General features: G+C 36.8%; 17 protein-coding genes. 8 read left to right on the top strand and 9 right to left on the bottom strand.

All coding sequences use genetic code 11. From position 1 onward, the window contains the following. Positions 1-7 precede the first annotated feature (7 nt). Positions 8-1,591 carry an apolipoprotein N-acyltransferase gene (gene lnt / locus I215_RS07570; RefSeq protein ID WP_008991372.1) on the bottom strand — a complete coding sequence of 528 codons (1,584 nt, stop codon included), beginning with the start codon at positions 1,589-1,591 and terminating at the stop codon, positions 8-10. Between the two features lie 387 nt (positions 1,592-1,978). Here lnt and I215_RS07565 point away from each other — a divergent pair, with 387 nt between their 5' ends. Next, positions 1,979-2,728, top strand: coding sequence for a CDP-alcohol phosphatidyltransferase family protein (locus I215_RS07565; RefSeq protein WP_008991371.1), 750 nt, complete (start codon positions 1,979-1,981; stop codon positions 2,726-2,728). 74 nt (positions 2,729-2,802) lie between these two features. On the opposite strand, the gene I215_RS07560 is transcribed toward I215_RS07565, so the two are convergent. The 5 genes from I215_RS07560 to I215_RS07540 form a co-directional block, all read right to left on the bottom strand. Continuing rightward, positions 2,803-3,297 carry an META domain-containing protein gene (locus I215_RS07560; RefSeq protein ID WP_008991370.1) on the bottom strand — a complete coding sequence of 165 codons (495 nt, stop codon included), beginning with the start codon at positions 3,295-3,297 and terminating at the stop codon, positions 2,803-2,805. Positions 3,298-3,316: 19 nt separating this feature from the next. Beyond that, complete coding sequence (lptB, locus tag I215_RS07555; RefSeq protein ID WP_008991369.1) at positions 3,317-4,063, bottom strand: LPS export ABC transporter ATP-binding protein; 747 nt, start codon at positions 4,061-4,063, stop codon at positions 3,317-3,319. An 85-nt stretch (positions 4,064-4,148) separates the two neighbouring features. Beyond that, positions 4,149-4,499, bottom strand: coding sequence for a carboxymuconolactone decarboxylase family protein (locus I215_RS07550; protein WP_008991368.1), 351 nt, complete (start codon positions 4,497-4,499; stop codon positions 4,149-4,151). Between the two features lies 1 nt (position 4,500). Next, the gene (tatC, locus tag I215_RS07545) at positions 4,501-5,352 is read right to left on the bottom strand and encodes a twin-arginine translocase subunit TatC (protein WP_008991367.1); all 852 of its coding nucleotides are present in this window, start codon (positions 5,350-5,352) and stop codon (positions 4,501-4,503) included. Next, positions 5,352-6,317: a KpsF/GutQ family sugar-phosphate isomerase gene (locus I215_RS07540; protein WP_008991366.1), complete on the bottom strand. Its 966-nt coding sequence runs from the start codon at positions 6,315-6,317 to the stop codon at positions 5,352-5,354. The genes tatC and I215_RS07540 overlap by 1 nt, the downstream gene beginning before the upstream one ends. Positions 6,318-6,403: 86 nt before the next feature. Here I215_RS07540 and recQ point away from each other — a divergent pair, with 86 nt between their 5' ends. Next, positions 6,404-8,605, top strand: a complete 2,202-nt coding sequence (gene recQ, locus I215_RS07535; protein WP_008991365.1) for a DNA helicase RecQ — start codon at positions 6,404-6,406, stop codon at positions 8,603-8,605. Positions 8,606-8,635: 30 nt separating this feature from the next. Here the strand turns inward: recQ and I215_RS07530 are convergent, their stop codons facing one another. Both I215_RS07530 and I215_RS07525 read right to left on the bottom strand, forming a co-directional pair. Further along, entirely contained in the window at positions 8,636-9,136 is a 501-nt protein-coding gene (locus tag I215_RS07530) for a GNAT family N-acetyltransferase (RefSeq protein ID WP_008991364.1), read from the bottom strand. A 32-nt stretch (positions 9,137-9,168) separates the two neighbouring features. Next, the gene (locus I215_RS07525) at positions 9,169-10,236 is read right to left on the bottom strand and encodes a S66 peptidase family protein (protein WP_008991363.1); all 1,068 of its coding nucleotides are present in this window, start codon (positions 10,234-10,236) and stop codon (positions 9,169-9,171) included. A 341-nt stretch (positions 10,237-10,577) separates the two neighbouring features. Between I215_RS07525 and I215_RS15710 the strand changes: the two genes are divergently transcribed. The 6 genes from I215_RS15710 to cmk all read left to right on the top strand — a co-directional run bounded on the left by I215_RS15710 (position 10,578) and on the right by cmk (position 17,059). Next, positions 10,578-11,228 (top strand): hypothetical protein, encoded by a 651-nt coding sequence (locus I215_RS15710; RefSeq protein ID WP_008991362.1) that lies wholly within the window; start codon positions 10,578-10,580, stop codon positions 11,226-11,228. Between the two features lie 223 nt (positions 11,229-11,451). Next, complete coding sequence (locus tag I215_RS07515) at positions 11,452-11,973, top strand: hypothetical protein (protein ID WP_156800229.1); 522 nt, start codon at positions 11,452-11,454, stop codon at positions 11,971-11,973. Positions 11,974-12,096: 123 nt separating this feature from the next. Beyond that, positions 12,097-12,879 carry a sensor histidine kinase gene (locus I215_RS07510; protein ID WP_008991360.1) on the top strand — a complete coding sequence of 261 codons (783 nt, stop codon included), beginning with the start codon at positions 12,097-12,099 and terminating at the stop codon, positions 12,877-12,879. A gap of 2 nt (positions 12,880-12,881) precedes the next feature. Continuing rightward, positions 12,882-13,535 (top strand): response regulator, encoded by a 654-nt coding sequence (locus I215_RS07505; protein WP_008991359.1) that lies wholly within the window; start codon positions 12,882-12,884, stop codon positions 13,533-13,535. Positions 13,536-13,839: 304 nt separating this feature from the next. After that, positions 13,840-16,290 carry an endopeptidase La gene (lon, locus tag I215_RS07500; protein WP_008991358.1) on the top strand — a complete coding sequence of 817 codons (2,451 nt, stop codon included), beginning with the start codon at positions 13,840-13,842 and terminating at the stop codon, positions 16,288-16,290. Between the two features lie 73 nt (positions 16,291-16,363). After that, the gene (gene cmk / locus I215_RS07495) at positions 16,364-17,059 is read left to right on the top strand and encodes a (d)CMP kinase (protein WP_008991357.1); all 696 of its coding nucleotides are present in this window, start codon (positions 16,364-16,366) and stop codon (positions 17,057-17,059) included. A 25-nt stretch (positions 17,060-17,084) separates the two neighbouring features. Here cmk and I215_RS07490 read toward each other — a convergent pair. After that, the coding region (locus I215_RS07490; protein WP_008991356.1) for a zinc ribbon domain-containing protein at positions 17,085-17,385 on the bottom strand (301 nt) is incomplete at its 5' end.

Below are 17,385 nucleotides of genomic sequence, written 5' to 3'. Positions count from 1 at the left end.
CACTGGCTCACTTCTTTTTTTTAGCGATTGCGAATAGAAATATCATAACGGCTAACAAGGCTGCGATTCTAGCGATGTAATCACCGTATTTTACATAGAATGTTTCTTTTTTGTTGGTGGTTATCTCCGCTGATAGGGTCCCTTTTAATCCATATCCTAATTGCTTGGTTATTTCACCCCTTTCATTAATAAAGGCTGAAATACCTGTGTTTGCACTTCTAGCTACGCTTTTCCTGGTTTCTATGGCTCTAAGACGGGCATAACTCAAATGTTGCTTATGGCCTTGTGTATCACTCCACCATGCATCATTTGTGATAATGGCTAAAAAATTGGCACCCTTTTGGACATAGCCAGTTACAAATTCTCCATAAATTGATTCATAACAGATAATAGGTGCTGCACTGATTCCTTTTGTGTTATTGATAAAAACAGAGCGATCTTTTTGAGTAGCTCTCATGGCGACAGTACCTCCGAGGTCTAACATGACATTGCCCAATAAGGGTTCAAGAACACTTTTGAACGGGAAGGTTTCAACCCCAACGACTAACTTAGACTTTATGTATTTTTGACTGTTACCTGAATAATCAATTTGTACTGCTGCATTGTAAAAATCAAACCATCCTTGTGGATAGTAATTCGCAGAAAGAGACGGTCTTCGACCGCTTGGATATTGTTGATAAAAATCAACACCGGTAATAAATTGTAGTTCTGGATATTGGTTAACAAATTGCTGTAAGATTCGTTTCTCTGGCGAGAGGTCAAAGTTTTTTATGGAGGTTCCTCGAGAGAGTGCCGTTTCTGGGGCGATTACGTAATCCGTTTGTTGAGTCACATTATCTTTAGCTAAGGTAATGAGATCCTGAGCCACCTGAGTGTTTTGAATATTGTATTTTTCAGAATAGGGATCAATATTGGGTTGCAATAGAGTGACTTTGACTTTATTTGTTCCTGGTTCATACTTTTGGAAGATCCATAACGAAATGATAATGGGAATGGCAATGATTAATACATTTTTTCCAATCCCAATGCCTAAGAGTCTTTTATTAAAATCCTTATTATATCGCGTTACCACTTTAAAAAGTCCGATGTTCACTAGCCAAATCCAAATACTGCCTCCAAATATACCCGTGTACTGGTACCATTGTATCCAATGAATGTTCTCAGAGAAAACATTTCCTAGATTCAACCAAGGCCATGAAAAATCCCAATTCAAATGAAATTTTTCAAATGCAATCCAGATAGCTGCTAAAAAGACCAAATGAATCTTTGCAGGTAAACGCTTGGCTACAATATGGTATAATAGAAACACAATAGCCATTAATAGGGAATTCACTAAAATTGCAAAGAGCATCCCGAAAGGGGTAGAATACCAAATCCACCAAGTGGTAATGGAGTTCCATATTAAGAAAGTAATATAGCCAGTGAAAAATACCTTTCGATTTTTCTTGCTAGAATCGGAGCTGCGAATTTCATGTTCTGCAATCAATAAGGGAACAAATCCGATAAATACTAATAAGGCTAATCCGTATGTTGGCCATGACAGGCCTAGAAGTAAACCAGAAAGAGTGGCTAGAATTATGCGTTTGTTCATCGTTGCAAATTAGAACACGAATATCTTAATAATAAATAAACTATCCAACAACACGTAGCGAAGGATTGGTTTTAAACCTGAAGCTACAAGAGTGATATCGCAACACATAGCATTCGATTTTCTATCGCCGTTTATGGCGGGTCCAATGGAATGGGTTTGCTCAGTATATTTATGAAACAACATAGTTAATCACACTCCTATAGCAGTCTTAAACTTAGTTATGGGTAATGCCATTTGGGAATTCAGTGGAACTCCTTTTAAAGATTGTTTTTTTGGGTTTTTAGCTTCTTACTTTATTTAACATTTACATAAGTCTAGTGTGGAATTAAACACCCGAATTAAAATTAAATTGTAATTTTACTTATTCGAACCTCGAAGAGAAAAATTATGAAAAGATATATTCCTAATGCACTAACATTATTAAATTTATCAGCTGGTATTACTGCTGTTATATTGGCTGTTCAAGGAAACATAGTTTTGGCTGCCTATTTTGTTTTTGCGGGAATTTTCTTTGACTTCTTCGATGGAATGGCTGCTCGGCTTCTTAATGTGCAAGGTGAATTGGGATTGCAATTGGACTCATTAGCTGATGTGGTGACCTCTGGTGTGGTTCCTGGTATTGTGCTATATCAATTATTTCAATTGAGTCTAGGAGAAAACTTTATTCCAGGAACAACCATCCTTGGTACTCATCCTGTCGAGGGCTTTGAAACTTTAAAGCTCTTACCATTATTTGGAATCCTAGTGAGTTTAGGATCGGCCTATCGTCTAGCCAAGTTCAATATTGATCAAGAACAAACTACATCTTTTATAGGCCTACCGACCCCAGCCAACGCACTTTTAATTCTGTCTCTACCACTGATGCTGTATTATCAGCCTGGCGCTTTTGATGCGATAATTTTAAACAAATGGTTTTTAATCGGATTAACAATTTTCTCGACCTATATTCTAAATGCCAGAATCCCACTGTTTGCTTTAAAATTTAAGACTTGGGGATTTAAGGAAAATGCGATACGTTATGTATTTTTAATAATAGCTCTGCTACTATTAATTTTATTGCAGTATGCTGGAATTCCGATGATAATCCTACTCTATATACTATTGTCTGTTTGGTCAAATTACGCCAAAGCAGCCTAGGTTATAAAAATAAGATAGAGTTATTCGCTACAAATTTTTATTTAGAAGGGTAGTTGAGTTTAGAATCGGATTAATTAATTTTCCAATTCGAATTCTGCTAATGGCGCCATTCTTGCTTTGGTAATCTGAAGAGTGTTTTCATTGATTATATAGGTGTCTGCTTTTTGAAGTACACCGATGAATTGATCTTCGATTTCCATGTTTTCACAAGCCATCATGGTGCTGATTAATTGACTTGTCTCGAATCGATTGCCTTGTTTTAGGGTATAAGTGCCACCAAATGAATTACAACCAGAATTTCCGCTCAATCGATTCTCTTGGGTAGAAAATTGAATAAAAACCCGTTGTGCGCTGCTATCTAATTCTGATACCTCACGACCTAAAAGTTTGGTGAGCTTCCATTTTTTATCCACAAGTGACTCTTGTGAATTTTCTTGATCAGAACTTAGTTGTTCTTGTGGGCTACTGTTTTTTTGTTCATTTTGAGAATCCTTCTTATTGGAGTTTCCATTACAGCTCAAGGATATAACGAGGCTTAGGGAGGAGAATAATAGTCCAAATGTTTTCATGATTTCGGAATAATTTAAGTTATGAGTGGAAGTCTAATTTCTTTTTTCGAAGTTCAAAGTTTTGACCTAAGTATACTTTTCTTACCATTTCATCGGCTGCTAATTCCTCAGGCTCTCCAGCCTTTAAAATACTTCCTTCAAACATCAGATATGAGCGCTCTGTAATGGCTAAGGTTTCTTGAACATTATGATCGGTAATTAAGATTCCGATATTTTTATTTTTTAACTGAGCAACGATTCGTTGAATATCTTCCACTGCAACAGGGTCTACACCTGCAAAAGGTTCATCAAGTAAAATAAAACTAGGGTCAGTAGCCAGTGCTCGAGCGATTTCAGTTCTCCTTCTCTCTCCACCAGAGAGTAAGTCCCCTCGACTTTTTCTTATGTGTCCGAGGCTGAATTCATCAATAAGCGCTTCCATTTTCATTTTCTGTTCTTTTTTAGACAGCTTGGTAAGTTGAAGAACACTCATGATGTTATCCTCGATACTTAACTTTCTAAAAACAGAAGCTTCCTGGGCCAGATATCCAATTCCGTTTTGTGCTCGTTTGTACATTGGAAATTTAGTAATCTCCATATTATCCAAAAAGATCTTACCTCCATTAGGCTTAATTAACCCCACAATCATATAGAAAGAGGTCGTTTTTCCTGCACCATTTGGTCCTAACAATCCTACAATTTCACCGCGATTTACCTCAAGTGAGATTCCCTTTACAACCTTGCGCCCTTTGTAGGACTTCATTATATTTTCAGCTCTTAACTTCATTGTTATGTTTTGAATCTCTTAAATTTAACAGCGTAAATTCAAAAATATGGAATTAGAATTTAAATTTCTTCAATTTAGAATAGTTTTAGGATTCTTGTTCCTGTAGAGCATCCCAAAACTCATAGGCCTTTCGAAGATGCGGTATAACGATTGTCCCACCAACTACAGTTGCAATCCCCAAAGCTTCGACAACTTGATCCCTAGTAAGGCCTTCTTTATAACAGGTCTCTAAATGGTATTTAATACAATCATCACAACGAAGAACAGTGGAGGCAACTAGACCTAGGAGCTCCTTGGTTTTTACATCCAAAGCACCTTCCATGTAAGCATTGGTGTCTAAATTAAAAATGCGTTTAATCACTTTGTTGTTATCAGACAAAATGCGATCATTCATTTTATTGCGGTAGGCGTTAAATTCCTCAACTTGATTGGCCATACTATGCTTTGTTTTTTGCTTTCTCTCTCTTTAGTTTACGTTCCTCTCTTTTTAAAACGATTTTAGAAATGTAAATACTCATTTCATATAGGATCAATATAGGGATAGTTACGATAATTTGGCTAGCCACATCAGGAGGAGTAATTATTGCTGAGAGGATCAAAACAACTACTATTGAAATCTTCCTGTATTTCCTTAGAAAATCAGGAGTTACTATACCTACTTTAGTGAGGAAGTACATAATAATTGGTAACTCAAATATAATTCCGCAAGCAATTACAGAGGATCGTATAGTTGAAATATAAGAAGCTAAATCAATGTCGTTAAAAACCTCTTGACTCACCTGATAATTAGCTAGGAAGTTTATCGATAGTGGGGAGATGACATAATATCCAAACAATACCCCTATAAAGAATAATAAAGAAGCGATTAGAATAAAACCTCTTGAATTTTTACGTTCGTTTTCATAAAGACCTGGGCTAATAAATCGCCATACTTCCCAAAGAATATAAGGAAAAGCCAAAATAAACCCAGCCCAAATAGATGTCCAAATATGGGCAGAAAACTGTCCTGCCATTTGTCTACTTTGAATTCTAAAATCGGGTCCTGCGCAAAAGGATTCATCTAGACCAAGCGATTTTGAAATCTGACAAAAGAACTGATAGGTTGGGAATTCGGCTTTTTTGGGACCAAATAAGATGGTGTCAAATATAAAATCCTTTGCAATAAAAGCGACAACTCCGACAATGATTACCGCCAAGGTTGACCTTATTAAATGCCACCTTAATACCTCAAGGTGGTCGAGAAAAGACATTTCTTTTTCTTCTTTTCCAGTTCCAATCTTCTTTGTCATTATATGATTCCTTCTTTAATTAAGTCATGTAGGTGTATGACTCCGTAATAATTTTCATTTTTTTCCACCAAAAGCTGCGAAATACCAAATTCATCCATGACATCAAGCGCATCTACTGCCAGTATATCGGCATTGACTGTTTTAGGGTTCTCTGACATGATATCTTTAGCCTTTAGATCATTGATGTAATCATGTTTGCTTAGCATCCTACGTATATCACCATCGGTAATAATACCTATGATTTTTTCATTCCTCGTAACTGCTGTTACTCCCATGAGCTTTTCTGAGATCTCCACGATCACATCCTTTACGCTACTTTGTTCTGAGACTTGTGGCTTGAGGTTCATGCGAGCAATATCCTTGACTCGCAAATATAGTTTTTTTCCTAAAGCGCCTCCGGGATGATATTTGGCAAAATCAGCGCTGCTAAATTTACGAAGACTTAACAGACAAATCGCCAGTGCATCGCCAATAACTAATTGTGCGGTGGTACTTGTGGTAGGAGCAAGGTTATTTGGGCAAGCTTCTTTTTCCACATAAGCGTTTAAAATATAATCAGCCTCTTGTCCTAAATATGAATCTGGGTTTGCGGTAATGGCGATGAGTTTATTAGGGCCTTCTTTTAAAAAAGGAACCAATACCTTAATCTCTGCGGTGTTTCCGCTTTTGGAAATACAAATCACCACATCGTCCTTTAGTATAGTACCTAGATCCCCATGGATAGCATCTGCAGCATGCATAAAAACGGCAGGTGTGCCCGTTGAATTTAGAGTTGCGACGATTTTTGTGCCGATTATCGCACTCTTTCCGACGCCAGTAATTATTACTCTACCGTTTGAGTTATAAATGTACTCTACAGCATCAGCGAAGGCGTCGTCCACAAATTGGGCAAGGTTTTTGATAGCATTGCTCTCAGTATCAATGACCTTAATAGCATTAGCTATAATCGCATTTTTGGTACTCAAATTTTAAAAATTTTATATTTGCAAAAACTAAAGATTAATTAGTACCTTTAGTAGTGCAAATGTATATAAAATAGTAAAACGAAAGGATGAGTTCAGCTGAAATTGACTTACAGGGGTCGCTAAAAGAATATTTTGGATTCAGTCAGTTTAAGGGATTACAGGAAAAGGTAATAAAGAGTATCGTTAACGATCACAATACGTTTGTTATAATGCCTACTGGCGGAGGAAAATCCCTTTGCTATCAATTGCCTGCTCTGGTGAAAGAGGGGACAGCAATTGTAATATCTCCCTTAATTGCACTGATGAAGAATCAAGTGGATGCCATTAGAGGAATTTCTTCTAATAAAGGTATAGCACATGTGTTAAATTCTTCATTAAATAAATCGGAAATACGCCAGGTTAAAGAGGACATTACTAGTGGTGTAACAAAGTTGCTATACGTGGCACCAGAGTCCTTGACCAAAGAAGAGTATATCGAATTTTTTAGAACGGTAAAAATTTCTTTTGTCGCAGTGGACGAGGCGCATTGTATTTCAGAATGGGGGCATGACTTTAGACCGGAATACAGAAACATCCGAACGATAATTCAACGTCTTGGCGATGATATTCCTATTATTGCCCTTACAGCTACTGCTACAGAAAAGGTTCAAGAAGATATTCTTAAAAATTTAGGAATTGGGAAAGCCAATGTGTTTAAAGCTTCATTTAATAGGCCAAATCTTTATTATGAAGTTCGTCCTAAAACAAAAAATGTTGATGTTGATATCATTCGATTCGTAAAACAAAATACTGGTAAATCTGGTATTATTTATTGTTTGAGTCGTAAAAAGGTGGAGGAGCTGGCGCAAACTCTTGAGGTTAATGGAATTAAAGCTGTTCCTTATCATGCTGGTCTCGATGCTAAAACAAGAGCTAAGCACCAGGATATGTTTTTAATGGAAGATGTGGATGTGGTAGTTGCAACAATCGCTTTTGGAATGGGAATCGATAAACCCGATGTGCGATTTGTAATTCATCACGATATCCCAAAAAGTATAGAGAGTTATTATCAAGAGACTGGTAGAGCGGGTCGCGATGGGGGAGAAGGACATTGTTTAGCATTCTACGCTTATAAAGACATCGAGAAACTAGAGAAGTTCATGAGCGGTAAGCCCGTTGCGGAACAGGAAATTGGTCATGCTTTATTACAGGATATGGTGGCTTATGCCGAGACCTCTATGTCAAGAAGAATGTATATACTTCATTATTTTGGCGAAGAATTTGATCCAGTGACAGGAGAAGGGGCTTCCATGGATGATAATGTTCGATATCCGAAGAAGAAACGAGAAGCCATGGATGACGTGGTTAAACTCCTTAAGGTGATCAAAGGAACAAAAGAAAAATACAAGGCTAAAGAAATCGTCAACACCATAGTGGGAAAGGTGAATGCTCTTATAAAATCGCATAAAACCGACGAGCGACCATTTTTTGGAATTGGAAAAGAAAACGATGCTGCTTATTGGATGGCACTAATTCGCCAAGTACTCGTTCAGGGGTATATTCGAAAAGAAATTGAGCAGTATGGAGTATTGCATTTAAATGACAAGGGTGTAGAGTTTTTAAATCATCCAGAGTCCTTTAAAATGACCGAAGATCACAGTTATGTCGATAAAAATGTCGATACTATTGTATCAGCCACCAAGGGAGGTGGTGCTGTTGCAGATCCAAAACTATTATCCCTTTTGAAGGATTTAAGAAAGCAACAGGCTAAGAAATTGGAAGTCCCTCCTTTTGTAATATTCCAAGATCCTTCACTAGAGGATATGGCTCTTAAATATCCTGTAGATACCGAGGAGTTGTTAAACATCCATGGAGTGGGTGAAGGAAAAGCAAAAAAATATGGTAAACCTTTTCTACAACTTATACAACAGTATGTGGAGGATAATGATATCATTAGGCCAGATGATTTAGTGGTAAAATCTACAGGGGCCAATTCTGCTTTAAAACTTTATGTGATTCAAAATATTGACCGCAAATTGCCCTTGGATGACATAGCATCCTCTAAAGGAATTTCTATGGACGATTTGATAAAAGAAATGGAACAGATTGTCTATATGGGAACCAAGCTCAATTTAGATTACTGGATTGATGAGATCCTTGATGAAGATCAACAGGAAGAGTTACAGGATTATTTCTTAGAGGCTCAAGATGACAAGATTTCACACGCTATGGAAGAGTTTGATGGAGATTATGAGGATGACGAAATAAGGTTATATCGTATAAAATTCATAAGTGATGTGGCGAATTAAGCCAGTTGATCCTTACACATTACCCGAAGATTAATTAGAAAGTTTGTAATAACGATCGATGCAGTTGTCCTGTTCGTTGTAAATTTCTTTGATGAAATTGAACGTACTGTCTAGGATTCGAACCGAGGTAATGTTATTTTTGTCAACATAAGCCACAATTTCTTTTAGGTGTAATTCTTCAAATGCGTACTTAATTAGACCATTGGTTACTTCCTTACCGAATCCTTGTTTCCAATAAGTTTTCAATAATCGATACCCTATTTCGTGTTCACCTTTTTCATTTTTTACCAGTGCAACGGTTCCTATAAAATCTTTTGTGCTGGATAATTCAATGGCCCATACCCAGAAATCATTTTTAGGAGTGTTGTAGAATTTAAGAATGTTTTCAAGGTCTTTTTTGTTTTCCTGGTACGAAAATACTTTTCCACCCACATAGCGCATAACCTGTTGGTCATTTTGCATTTTGTGAAATGGATCAATATCCTCAAAAGTAAGGCGTCTTATTTGTAATCGCTGAGTTGTAAAAACCATATTTCAAATTTACACCAAAATCAATTAAGATGTTAGTCCCGGAGAGCTCTTTGAATGAGTTCTATGGAAAAAGTATCTGTATTAAGAGTAGCTTTGACTCCAATAGGGAGGGTGAGATTTCGATCGATATGGCCAATTGAGTATCCATAAATAGATGGAATACTTAATGGTTTAATCCGATCTAAAATCACTTCTTTTAAAGAAAAGGAAACCCTTTTAGGTTCATTACATCCTTTAAAAACCCCAAGAACAATTCCTGCTGCGTGTTTAAAAGTAGGAGCACTAAGAAGTTGAGTAAACATCCGATCGATGCGATACGGATCTTCTTCGATATCCTCTATAAATACCAATTTCCCAGTGTAATCTACATCATATTGCGTTCCACACATGGCTGATAATAGTGATAAATTGCCACCTACAAGGGGAGCAGTTATAATACCTGGGTTAATGACGTACTGCTCAAAAGTGTCATCATTTTGCATTATTTGTGGACTATAGCGCTCTGATCTAATATTGATATGGTCCCTAGGCTGGGTGATAATTTTATATAGATTATCACGGTTGTAGGAGTTGTCCAATGTGGTAGCTACTGGGCCGTGGAAAGTAACGAGTCCTGTTTTGCTATGGATAGTGTTGGCTAAGGCAGTTATATCACTAAACCCAACAAGGACTTTTGGATTTTGTGCTATATAGTCGTAGTTGATTCTATCTAAAATCCTAGTACAACCATATCCACCCCTAGCGCAAATTATACCGTCAACCTCTGGGTCTAAAAACATGTCTTCTAAATCCTCGGCTCTTAGCTTGTCAGTATTACTGAAATACCCGTGATGTCCTATAATTCTCTGGGTATGGTATGGCTTAAAACCCATTGCCCTTACATTACTTAATGCGTTCTCTAAGGCTTTGGAGGACAATGAATATCCTGGAGCAATTAAACCAACAGTATCTCCTTTTTTTAGTTTCTTAGGAAGTATACTTGCTAATTCTACTGTGCTAAATGTTGGTTTTATAGAATTTGATGCCGCTAGACTCGCAGTAGGTAACATTGATAACATTGAAACTTGGGCGCCTGTTGAAATAAATGATCTTCTATTCATTTTAAATGGGTTTAGTACTCAAATCTACTCAACGCGGGTAGAAATTAAAAATTGTTTCAGGCATTTATCAATATTGTTTTCGACGGAGTGTTTTTGCAAATAGCTGATTATCAATATGCCTTACACCGTTGAATTTTTACTTTTAATCGAAATTAATGTGAAAAAATCGTATTTTAAATACTGATTTATTAATCTAATGTGTTAATATTAAATAGGTTACATTTAATTACTGTAAACTAGCGAAAGTGGATGCTCAGTTTTTTTAGAGTATCTTCGTGGTGAATTTTATATACTGTATAACAATTTATTAGGATCAAATTCATTAACCAAATTTGTTTAAAATGAAAACCAACCAATTGAAATTAATCCTGAAATCCGTTATTGTTGTCGGATCATTGATTAGTTCTTCCTGTTCACAACCACAAGGCGGAGTATTAAACTACAAACCCGTAGAGTTATCTAAGCATAAATTACCTCCTACAAAGGCTGAGAATATGAGCAAACGCTATATTAAGGATATGGAGATGTTATTTGCTCAGTCTGATTCATTAGCATACTATAAAGAACACAATGCTAAACTGTTGGCCGCCTTGGAAAATAAACTGAGTCTAAAAGAGATTCAAGCGCTTAAAGAACCAATAATAATCAAACCCCGAAAGCCTAAATTTGAACTTGCCGTTTCTGATTGGTTTTCAGTAGACCAGCTACTTACATATATTGACAGTTCTATTGAGAAGGTAGAAAACAGTGGGGGAAAAGTGGATGGATTTAGAGTATATATTGGTGTTTTTCCAAAAAAGGGTCAAGGTGAAAAAGATAATTTTTTAACCACCTTTATCACTCCAACTGGTACTATGGGCGATGAAAAGCAAGAAGGGAACATGGTACCGCTGAGTTTACCTTTTAATGCCGTTCCAAGTGATATAACCGCTGTAGACCCCCTAGAATATGGTAGCGATGGAAATCCACCATCGGCGAATTATCCTCAATAATTGATTTTGTGAATTGATGTTGAGTTTTGAATTTTTATTAAAAAAGACCATAATCTTTGCAGTCTTTTTAACAGCAGTTATTGCGACGATCACCTATAAAAGGTATAAAGATTCACAATCTTGGATTTTTATGCCTTTTCTATGGTTTACCTTTTTAATAGAATTACTAAACTTGTTACCCACAGCTCGACTTTTTTATCCAGATTGGAATTTCCTTAAATTAATGGCATATATCCTACCAGAGGAACTTATTGCATCGAGTATCTGGGTTGGAAGTATGTTTTCCATAGTTTCATATTATGTCTATCTGTGGTATTACCGCTCAATTTTAAGGCATAGTAGATCAGCAGGGGCGATTGACCTATGTATTGCTATTTACTCCGCGCTTGTGATTCATAGTCTGTTGAACTATCAAGACCTTATGGTATCGTGGCTACAATCTCATATGTTCGCTGGTGTTGCCTTTACAGTAGTGGCCATTTGTTTTTATTTTATGACCATTCTCAAAAGTGATAAGATTCTCAGCTTTTATCGAACCTTACCTTTTTGGCTCACTATAGGAATTCTTTTCTTTAATTTGGTGACCATGCCCATTTTTATTTTTGCCAAACAACTCAGCTTCTCAGCCTCCATTTATGTATACATACTGGTATTATCCAATTATGTGATGTATGGTTGTTTTGTGATCGGCTTTATTGTGAGTGTGAAGTACTCTAGTCATGAAGAAAAGTTGCAACACTTTTGATGTAAAACAGGGAAAAACACCCCTTATAAAGATAGTCGTAAGGCTTAGTTTTGTATAATTAATAATTTTGAGCATTTATTTTGTGAAAATTCATATAGATGCTCCATAGTTCCCTACAATCCTATGGAAAACCAAAAGGAAATAATTAGTCTGATTGTATATGTAAGTATACTGATTGTAATTTTGTTAGCCTTTTTTATAAGCTTTTTTTTAGCCTATCAAAGAAGAAAAACACAGTTGCTTATCGAAAATGCTGAGGAAAAACAAAGATTTGAGCAAGAATTGGCAAAGGCTCAAACAGAAATTCAAGAACAAACCTTTAGAAATATTAGTTGGGAGTTACACGATAATATAGGGCAGTTACTCTCGGTGGCAAAGTTACAGTTGAATATGTTGCAGAATGAAGTTCCAGAGGATAAGATGAAGTCCTTTAAAGAAGCTTCAGATGTTTTAGGACAAGGTTTAAAGGAGCTCAGGCAATTATCGCACACCCTGAACAATGATTTTGTTTCCAGTAGGGGACTTCAAGAATCCCTTGAACTTGAAATTAATCGCTTCAAGCGCTTAAACTTCCTTCGTATTGAATACTGTGTGCAAGGTGAACCTTACCATTTAAACAAAAAGGACGAAATCATTATTTTTAGAATATTTCAAGAATGCTTCTCTAATGTGGTCAAGTACTCCAAAGCCTCTTTATTAACCATTAGTCTAAACTATCTACCCGAAGAATTATACGTAAACGCGACCGATAATGGAGTGGGGTTTGATTTAGAATCTGAGAAAAAGGGAAGTGGTATTATGAATATGCAACGCAGAAGTGAACTTATTGGAGCAGATTTTTCAATCAAAACTGGCAAAAATAAAGGAGTTTCAGTAACTTTGAATTATCCAACCAAACTAACCTGATTATGGGCCAGAAACATACCATAGCTGTAGTAGATGATCATTTATTGTTTGCCAAATCCTTAACATCCTTAATAGAGTCCTTTGAAGGATACCAAGTAAGCTTCCACGCTACAAATGGCGAACATTTTATTGAATGTATGCAAAAATACGGTGCTCCTGATATTGTATTGTTAGATATTAATATGCCTATAATGAGTGGAGTTGAAACCATGGAATGGCTAAACGATAACGCACCAGAGCAAAAAGCGATCGCTCTATCAATGGATGATAGTGAAGAGACGATTATTAAAATGCTACGTTTGGGAGCTAAAGGATACCTTCTCAAAGACATTCATCCGAAAATTTTTGAAGGTGCATTGAATGATGTGATTTATAACGGATTTTATTATTCTGATAAAATTACCAATAAACTTCTTGAAACAATCGATCGCAAGGAGAAAATCGATGCTGGTAGTGGGATCAAATTAAAGGACAGGGAAATTGAGTTTCTTAAATTGGCTTGTACTGAGATGACCTATAAGGAAATCGCTACCCAAATGTTTTTATCGCCTAAAACCGTTGATGGCTACAGAGAAAGTTTATTCGATAAGCTTGAAGTTAGAAGTAGAATTGGACTTGTGTTGTATGGGATTAAACACAAATACATCGAAGTATAATTAAAATTAGTTGTCTATTCTATGTAGTCTCTTTCGACTTGCTCATGACAATATATACCAACTCCCAAAAGTATTCCTGCAGCGAATTAAAGTCAGTTAGGTGCATCTTATAAAGAATATCAGGTGCGTGTCTGACTTTTATTTTACCATTATGGGTGAAAATGGCACAGCAATTGCCTATATAGTTAAACGAAAAAAAGCTATTGTGGATATAATAGCTAGGAAGCAATAGTAGAACGCTTTATAAAATATTTAAAAGTCAAATGTCCTCTGTTATTAATGACAGAATGACCCACGTAAAACTATGAGTAGGAATAATTTTTTTAATATTGACAATTTGTCACTTCAACATATTGATGACGACGCCGAATTAATTCCGTTGATGACACCGGAAGATGAGGAGGAAATTAACAACGAATCCTTGCCTGCGAGTTTACCGATTTTACCTCTTCGAAATACCGTTTTATTTCCAGGGGTAGTCATACCTATAACTGCAGGTAGAGATAAGTCCATAAAACTAATTAAAGACGCCTCCAATAGTAGTAAAGTCATTGGAGTAGTATCTCAAAAAGATGAGTCCATCGAAGATCCAGAGGTAAAGGATCTCAATCAGGTGGGAACTGTAGCTAGGATCTTAAGAGTCTTAAAGATGCCTGACGGGAATACCACGGTTATTATCCAAGGTAAAAAACGCTTTGAAATTGATCGGATTTTAGAGACTGAACCTTATATCACAGCGACCATTAAGGGGTTACCCGAAGAGAAGCCAGATCTTGATAACGAAGAATTTACTACCATAATCGATTCAGTAAAGGAGTTGGCGCTTCAGATTATAAAGGAGAGTCCGAACATCCCTTCCGAAGCTTCTTTTGCTATTAAGAATATTGAAAGTAATTCATTTTTGGTGAATTTTATTTCTTCCAATTTAAATTTGGAGGTAGTTGATAAACAGAAATTACTGGAGAATTCAAGGTTAATGGAACGTGCATTGGCAACCCTGAAGTATATGAATATCGAACTTCAGAAGTTAGCCCTTAGAAATGATATCCAATCTCGAGTGAGATCTGACATGGATCAACAACAACGAGAGTACTTCCTTCATCAGCAAATGAAGACCATCCAGGAAGAACTAGGTGGTGGTTCTTATGAGGAGGAAGTTGAACAAATGAGACTTAGAGCCAAAGCAAAAAAGTGGGACACTAAAGTAAAAGAGCACTTTGAAAAGGAATTGGCAAAATTACAACGTATGAATCCACAAGTAGCCGAATATTCCATTCAGAGGAATTACTTGGATTTGTACTTAGATTTGCCATGGGGTGAATTTTCAAAAGACAAATTTGATTTAAAACGTGCACAGAAAATCCTTGATAGAGATCACTATGGTTTAGAGGATGTCAAAAAGAGAATCATAGAATATTTAGCTGTTTTAAAGCTTAGAAATGATATGAAGTCTCCCATATTATGTCTTTACGGTCCTCCAGGGGTTGGTAAAACCTCTTTGGGGAAATCTGTCGCAGAGGCTCTAGGTAGAGAGTATGTGAGAATATCACTTGGAGGCTTACGTGATGAGGCTGAGATTCGGGGTCACCGTAAAACCTATATTGGTGCGATGCCTGGTCGAATCATTCAATCCTTGAAAAAAGCAGGTACCTCTAACCCTGTATTTATACTTGATGAAATTGATAAGCTTTCTGTGAGTCACAGTGGAGATCCGTCCTCTGCAATGCTAGAGGTTTTAGATCCAGAACAAAACAGTGAGTTTTACGATAATTTCTTAGAGCTGGGGTATGATCTCTCTAAAGTAATGTTTATCGCTACGGCAAACAACTTGGGGCCGATTCAACCAGCCTTAAGAGATCGAATGGAGATTATTAATGTCACAGGATACACCATTGAAGAGAAGGTAGAGATCGCCAAGCGCCATTTATTGCCAAAACAGTTGGAAGAGCATGGAATGACCTCAAGCCAGCTGAAAATTGGAAAACGTGAACTGGAAAAGATCGTAGAAGGATATACTCGTGAGTCTGGAGTCAGAGGCCTAGAGAAACAAATAGCCAAAATGGTTCGTTTTGCTGCAAAATCCATCGCAATGGAGCAGGAGTATAACGTGAAGGTTAGTGTGAAAGATGTGGAGGATGTATTAGGTCCTGCAAGATTGGAGCGTGATAAGTATGAAAACAACGATGTTGCCGGAGTGGTTACAGGTCTTGCATGGACTAGTGTTGGCGGTGATATTTTATTCATTGAATCTATACTATCTAAGGGTAAAGGTGCCTTAACCATTACGGGTAACTTAGGTAAGGTAATGAAAGAATCTGCTACCATCGCAATGGAATATATCAAGTCTAATGCAAAATCAATAGGCATTGATCCCAATATTTTTGATAATTACAACGTTCATATCCACGTCCCAGAAGGAGCAACACCAAAGGATGGTCCAAGTGCTGGAATTACCATGCTCACTTCACTGGTTTCACTCTTTACTCAGCGAAAGGTGAAGAAGAGTTTGGCCATGACTGGAGAGATTACTCTAAGAGGAAAGGTCCTACCAGTGGGAGGAATAAAGGAAAAGATTCTTGCCGCTAAAAGAGCGCGAATTAAAGAGATTATTTTGTGTGAAGAAAATAAACGAGATATTGAGGAGATCAAGGAAGAATACCTTAAAGGATTGACTTTTCATTATGTGAAGGAAATGAGTGAGGTTATAGATTTAGCCATCACAGATTCCAAGGTCAAAAATGCTAAAAAATTATAATATTTAAAACAATGATTTTCCACGTATTGAAAAATTACACTTCAATACGTGGAACAATTATATAACCATTGAAATGCGAAAAATCACCATTGCTATTGACGGATATTCCTCAACAGGTAAAAGTACTATAGCTAAGAAATTAGCTAAATCTCTGGGATATGTATATGTCGATACAGGGGCTATGTACCGTGCCGTGTCGTATTACGCCTTGATTAACGATATGTTTCGCAACCAAGAACTTCAAAAAGACCAATTGATTCAAGCACTTGATAAGATTCGTCTTGAGTTTAAACTAAACAGTAACACTGGGCTCCCTGAGATCTACCTCAATGGAGATCTAGTGGAAAAACAGATCCGAACACTTGAAGTATCTCATGTGGTTAGTGAGGTGGCTGCCGTTTCTGAAGTTCGTCACAAGTTGGTCGAACAACAACAGGCAATGGGAAAAAACAAAGCTATTGTAATGGATGGAAGGGATGTTGGAACTGTTATTTTTCCAGATGCAGAATTAAAGCTTTTTATGACAGCCTCCGCGGATGTTAGAGCACATAGGCGTTACTTAGAACTTACAGAAAGAGGAGACCAGGTAACTTATCAAGCGGTTTTGGAGAATGTTCAAAAACGTGATTTAATTGATACCACTCGGTCAGACTCTCCATTAATGAAGGCTGATGGAGCTATTGAAATTGATAGTACAAACCTTAGTTTAGAAGAAACTTTTCAGAGGTGTTTAAAACTTTCCAATGAGACCCTACAATCACTTGGGTAATGCATCTGCTTTTTACTAAAATAAACTACCCAACCACGCATAGCGATGGATTGGGTTTTAAACCTGAATGAACATGAGCAATAGTGCAACACATATCATTCGATTTTCCGACACGGTTTATGGCGCGTTCAAGGGTAGCTATATTAATAGATGCGTTCACATCAGCATCCATATGGCTTCCACAGTTTTGGCACTTAAAGTGCTTGTTAGTTCGTTTACCAATATGTTTACATACATTACAGATCTGACTAGTGAATCGAGGATTAACAACAACTACAGGGACGCCCATAAGCATTCCCTTGTATTCCAAAAGCAAGCGAAGTTGT

Source organism: Galbibacter marinus (assembly GCF_000300875.1).
Taxonomy (GTDB): domain Bacteria; phylum Bacteroidota; class Bacteroidia; order Flavobacteriales; family Flavobacteriaceae; genus Galbibacter; species Galbibacter marinus.
Note: the sequence above shows the minus strand (reverse complement) of the source record. Positions and strands in the feature narration are given on the sequence as shown.

Bases quoted from the DNA above. Each gene is read 5' to 3' on its own strand.
- I215_RS07565 (WP_008991371.1), top strand. From the start codon at position 1,979: ATGAAAAGATATATTCCTAATGCACTAACATTATTAAATTTATCAGCT.
- I215_RS07550 (WP_008991368.1), bottom strand. From the start codon at position 4,499: ATGGCCAATCAAGTTGAGGAATTTAACGCCTACCGCAATAAAATGAAT.
- I215_RS07530 (WP_008991364.1), bottom strand. From the start codon at position 9,136: ATGGTTTTTACAACTCAGCGATTACAAATAAGACGCCTTACTTTTGAG.
- lptB (WP_008991369.1), bottom strand. From the start codon at position 4,063: ATGAAGTTAAGAGCTGAAAATATAATGAAGTCCTACAAAGGGCGCAAG.
- lon (WP_008991358.1), top strand. From the start codon at position 13,840: ATGAGTAGGAATAATTTTTTTAATATTGACAATTTGTCACTTCAACAT.
- I215_RS07525 (WP_008991363.1), bottom strand. From the start codon at position 10,236: ATGAATAGAAGATCATTTATTTCAACAGGCGCCCAAGTTTCAATGTTA.
- I215_RS07560 (WP_008991370.1), bottom strand. From the start codon at position 3,297: ATGAAAACATTTGGACTATTATTCTCCTCCCTAAGCCTCGTTATATCC.
- lnt (WP_008991372.1), bottom strand. From the start codon at position 1,591: ATGAACAAACGCATAATTCTAGCCACTCTTTCTGGTTTACTTCTAGGC.
- I215_RS07505 (WP_008991359.1), top strand. From the start codon at position 12,882: ATGGGCCAGAAACATACCATAGCTGTAGTAGATGATCATTTATTGTTT.
- I215_RS07510 (WP_008991360.1), top strand. From the start codon at position 12,097: ATGGAAAACCAAAAGGAAATAATTAGTCTGATTGTATATGTAAGTATA.
- recQ (WP_008991365.1), top strand. From the start codon at position 6,404: ATGAGTTCAGCTGAAATTGACTTACAGGGGTCGCTAAAAGAATATTTT.
- tatC (WP_008991367.1), bottom strand. From the start codon at position 5,352: ATGACAAAGAAGATTGGAACTGGAAAAGAAGAAAAAGAAATGTCTTTT.
- cmk (WP_008991357.1), top strand. From the start codon at position 16,364: ATGCGAAAAATCACCATTGCTATTGACGGATATTCCTCAACAGGTAAA.
- I215_RS07515 (WP_156800229.1), top strand. From the start codon at position 11,452: ATGGCATATATCCTACCAGAGGAACTTATTGCATCGAGTATCTGGGTT.
- I215_RS15710 (WP_008991362.1), top strand. From the start codon at position 10,578: ATGAAAACCAACCAATTGAAATTAATCCTGAAATCCGTTATTGTTGTC.